The organism is Pseudonocardia sp. SID8383 (genome assembly GCF_009864975.1).
GTDB lineage: Bacteria > Actinomycetota > Actinomycetes > Mycobacteriales > Pseudonocardiaceae > Pseudonocardia > Pseudonocardia alni.
The window spans coordinates 1-4,146 of the sequence record NZ_WWFY01001054.1 but is presented as its reverse complement, the minus strand read 5'-3'; the positions used below and the strand labels follow the sequence as shown (position 1 = coordinate 4,146).

Genomic DNA, 4,146 nt, shown 5'->3' with positions numbered 1-4,146 from the left:
CTCCTGCGCCGCCTCGAGGGTCGCCTCCAGCGCCTCGTCCGGGCGCCCGGCGAGCTGCCAGTGGTGGGCGAGGCGGGCCGCCGACCCGGGGACGCGGTGGCCGCCGTGCAGCGCGGTGGCGTAGCGGACGTGCAGCTCGACCCGCTCGGCGGGGAGCAGGTCGGCGGAGACGACCTCGGTCATCAGGCCGTGCCGCAGCGTGTAGCCGTCGGCACCGGCGACGACGACGAACCCGGCGTCGGCCGCCTGCCGCACGGCCGCGGCCAGCTCCGGCCCGTCGACGTCGACGACGGCGGCCAGCAGCGTGTGCTCGACCTCCCCGACCCCGGCCGCCACGGCCCGCACGACCTCCACCGCCCCCGTCGACAGCCCGGCGGCTCCCGCCCGCACCAGCTCACGGACGGTCTGCGGCACGCCCCGCGGGTCCCCGTCGAGCACGGCACGGACGGTCTCGCGGGCCAGGAACACGTTCCCGCCGGAGTGCCGCCACACCAGGTCCTCGACGTCGTGGCGCCCCGGTGCCCACTGCGCGACCAGCTCGGCCAGCTCGTGCCGGGGCAGCGGCTCCACCCGGGCGAAGCGCACGCCGCGGTGGCGGCGCAGCTCCCCGGTGAGCCCGAGCAGGTCGATCGGGACGCCACCGGCCGGGTCGTCGCGGTAGGTGCCGACCAGCAGCACCGGCGACGACGACAGCGCCGCCAGCAGGTAGGCGAACAGGTCGCGGGTGGAGCGGTCGGCGCGGTGCAGGTCGTCGACGACGAGCACCACCGGACCCCGGTGGGCCGCCCGCTCGACGACGGCGGCCAGCTCGCCCAGCATCTCGACCCGCCCGGCCGGCCCGTCGGCGCGGTCCAGCCTCGACAGGGCGGCCGCGCACTCTCGGCCCAGCGCGCCGCGGGTGCGGGACTGCTCTCGCAGCGCGGACACGACAGGCCAGAACGGCGGGGCGTCGGCGATGTCGAGCGCGCGGCCGGACAGCACGACCGCGCCGCCGCTCGTCGCGGTGCGGCCGAACTCCGACACCAGTCGGGTCTTGCCGACCCCCGCGTCGCCGCCGAGGAGCACGGCCGAGGCCCCGCCGGCGACGGCGTCACGCAGCGCGTCGGCGAGCAGGTCCAGCTCCGCGACTCGGCCGTGGAACACCTCGGCCGGGGTCTCCCTCACGCCCGGCCACGATAGTGACGGTGTCGTCACCGTTCCAGGGTTCCTGCGGCGACGGTGCGCCGGGCGAGCAGGATCGACAACCAGGCGTGGATGCGGGCGTCGGGTTCGCAACCCCGGCCGTCCCACGGGTGCAGCAGGTCGGCGTACCAGGAGGCCTCGGTGCGGGCGTCGACGACGAGCTCGTCGCCACCGCACAGGGCCAGCGCCATCTCGCAGGCGGCACGCACACGCCACACCCAGAGCCGCTCGAACACCGTCACCCCGACACCGTCACACCCGGGCACTCGTCGGGCCGGCGCCGCTGGTTACAGGCGCGGCGTCACGACCCGGCGACCTCGATCACGACCTTGCCGACCGCCCCGCCGGACCGCAGGTGTGCGACGGCGCCGGGGGCGTCGTCCAGCGACACGACCCGGTCGACGGTGGCGCGCACCCGGCCCGCGCCGACCAGGCCGAGGACCGGCGTCAGCGCGGCGGCGACGGCGGCCCGCTCCTCGGCGGTGCGGACGCTGAAGGTGGTCCCGATCAGGCGGAGTCTGCGGAAGGACAGGGTGTTCAGGTCCAGCGTCGCCGACGGCCCGGCGAGCCGGCCGATCTGCACGACGGTCCCGCCGATCCGCACGGCGGGCAGGGCGGCGGCCAGGTAATCGCCGCCGACGAGGTCCAGCACGACGTCGACGGGCCCGTCGACGTCGCCCAGCGCGTCGGCCCCGACGAGCGGGACCGCCCCGGCGTCGACGAGCGCGGCGCGCTTGGCGGGCGAGGTCGTCGTCGCGAGGACCGGTGCGGCCCCCAGCGCGGCGGCGAGCCGGATCGCGACCTGCCCGACCCCCGTACTGCCGCCGAGCACCAGAACGGCGCCGCCGTCGGTGCCGAACCCGGCCTGGGTGACCAGCGCGTCGTGCGCGGTCTCCAGCGCGACCGGCAGCGCGGCGGCGTCGGTCCAGGACAGGCCGGGCGGGACCGGCAGGGCGCGGCGGGCGTCGACGACGGCGTACTCGGCGAACGCGGCGGGAGCGGACGCGAACACCCGGTCCCCCGGCCCGCGGCCCGGGGCACCGGTGACGCCCGGACCGGCGTCGACGACCTCACCGGCGAGCTCCATGCCCGCGGTGAACGAGCCGTCGTCGTCGGCGTGCGGGACGGGATAGCCGCCGCCCAGCGCCAGCAGGTCGGCCCGGTTCACCCCGGCCGCCCGGACCCGCACGAGCAGCTCCCCCGGGCCCGGGACCGGGGTGTCGATCTCGTCGACCTCCCAGGTCCGGGCACCGGGACGGCCGCGCAGGGCCCGCATCACTTCTTCCGGGGGCGCTTCTCGCGGACCCGGACCGAGACGCGGATCGGCGTGCCGCCGAACCCGAACTCCTCGCGCAACCGGCGCTCGACGAAGCGCCGGTAGCCCGCCTCGAGGAACCCGCTGGTGAACAGCACGAACGTCGGCGGGCGGGTCTGCGCCTGCGTCGCGAACATGATCTTCGGCTGCTTCCCGCCGCGGACCGGCGGCGGGGTCGCGGCGACGAGGTCGTTGAGCCACTGGTTGAGCCGCCCGGTCGGCACCCGGGTGTCCCAGGACTCCAGCGCGCGGTTCAGCGCGGGCGCGATCCGCTGGGTCGACCGCCCGGTCAGCGCGGAGACGTTGACCCGCTCCGCCCAGCGCACGCTGATCAGGTCGCGCTCCAGCTCACGGGTGAGCTGGTGGCGACGCTCCTCGTCGACCTTGTCCCACTTGTTGAACAGGATCACCAGGGCGCGCCCGGACTCCACCACCATCGTCAGGACCCGCTGGTCCTGCTCGGCGATCGGCTCGGAGGCGTCGAGCAGCACCAGCGCGACCTCGGCGGACTCGATCGCGGAGCTCGTCCGCAGCGAGGCGTAGTACTCCATGCCCGAGGCCATCTTGACCCGCTTGCGCAGGCCGGCGGTGTCGACGAAGCGGAACACCTGGCCGTCGAGCTCGACCAGGGAGTCGACCGGGTCGACGGTGGTGCCCGCGACGTCGTGGACGACCGACCGCTCCTCGCCCGCCAGCTTGTTCAGCAGGCTGGACTTGCCGACGTTCGGCTTGCCGACGAGCGCGACGCGGCGCGGGCCGCCCCCGGAGGCGCCGAAGTCGTCACGCGGGGTCTCGGGGAGGATCTCCAGGATCGCGTCGAGCAGGTCACCGGAGCCGCGGCCGTGCAGACCCGACACCGGGTGCGGCTCGCCGAGACCGAGCCGCCACAGGTCGGCGGTGTCGGAGGTGAGCCGGTCGTCGTCGACCTTGGTGGCGCACAGCATCACCGGCACGTCGGCGCGGCGCAGGACCCGCGCGACGGCCTGGTCGGTCGCGGTGGCGCCGACCGAGGCGTCGACGACGAGCAGCACCGCGTCGGCGAGACGCATCGCGGTCTCGGCCTGCTTCGCGACGAACCCCTGCAGGCCGGCGGCGTCGGGCTCCCAGCCACCGGTGTCCATCAGCTTGAACCGGCGGCCGTTCCACAGCGCGTCGTAGACGACGCGGTCACGGGTCACCCCCGGCACGTCCTGCACGACCGCCTCGCGACGGCCCAGCATGCGGTTGACCAGGGTCGACTTGCCGACGTTCGGGCGGCCGACGACGGCCAGGGTCGGGGTCGCCAGCGTCTCGTCGGGGTCGATCCCCGCGGTGACGACGCCCTCCTCGTCGACGGCCACGAACTCCGTCGGGTCCAGCCCGAGCCGGTCCATCTCGGCCCGGTCGGCCGCGTCACCGATCTCGACACCGCTGCGGTACGCCCCGCCGAGGCTCGTTCCGCGTTCGCTGCTCTCGCTCACTGCTCTCTCACGTCCCCGGCCGCGTCGGGCCGTGTCACTTGCCTGTGTTCGTTGTCCAGTTCGCGGACCAGTGTCCGCAGGGCCTCCGTGACCTCGGTGGTCGCGGCGGCCAGGCCGTTCCGTCCCGGCGCCGTCGGCGCCGGCAGCGGGTCGCCGACCAGCACGTCCACCCGGGGGCGGAGGCGGCGG

4 protein-coding genes and 1 pseudogene are annotated in these 4,146 nt (G+C 75.8%); all 5 read right to left on the bottom strand.

Annotated features, from left to right (window positions below):
• Positions 1-1,164 (bottom strand): AAA family ATPase (locus GTW08_RS25575; RefSeq protein WP_161152643.1); only part of this gene is annotated, 1,164 nt, incomplete at its 3' end.
• A gap of 26 nt (positions 1,165-1,190) precedes the next feature.
• Positions 1,191-1,424 carry a hypothetical protein gene (locus GTW08_RS25570; RefSeq protein ID WP_073575209.1) on the bottom strand — a complete coding sequence of 78 codons (234 nt, stop codon included), beginning with the start codon at positions 1,422-1,424 and terminating at the stop codon, positions 1,191-1,193.
• Positions 1,425-1,483: 59 nt separating this feature from the next.
• Positions 1,484-2,458: a quinone oxidoreductase family protein gene (locus GTW08_RS25565; RefSeq protein WP_073575210.1), complete on the bottom strand. Its 975-nt coding sequence runs from the start codon at positions 2,456-2,458 to the stop codon at positions 1,484-1,486.
• Complete coding sequence (gene der, locus GTW08_RS25560; protein ID WP_073575397.1) at positions 2,458-3,870, bottom strand: ribosome biogenesis GTPase Der; 1,413 nt, start codon at positions 3,868-3,870, stop codon at positions 2,458-2,460. Before der ends, GTW08_RS25565 begins: the two co-directional genes overlap by 1 nt.
• A gap of 83 nt (positions 3,871-3,953) precedes the next feature.
• Positions 3,954-4,146 (bottom strand): annotated as a pseudogene (locus GTW08_RS32230) (hypothetical protein); the annotation flags it as partial.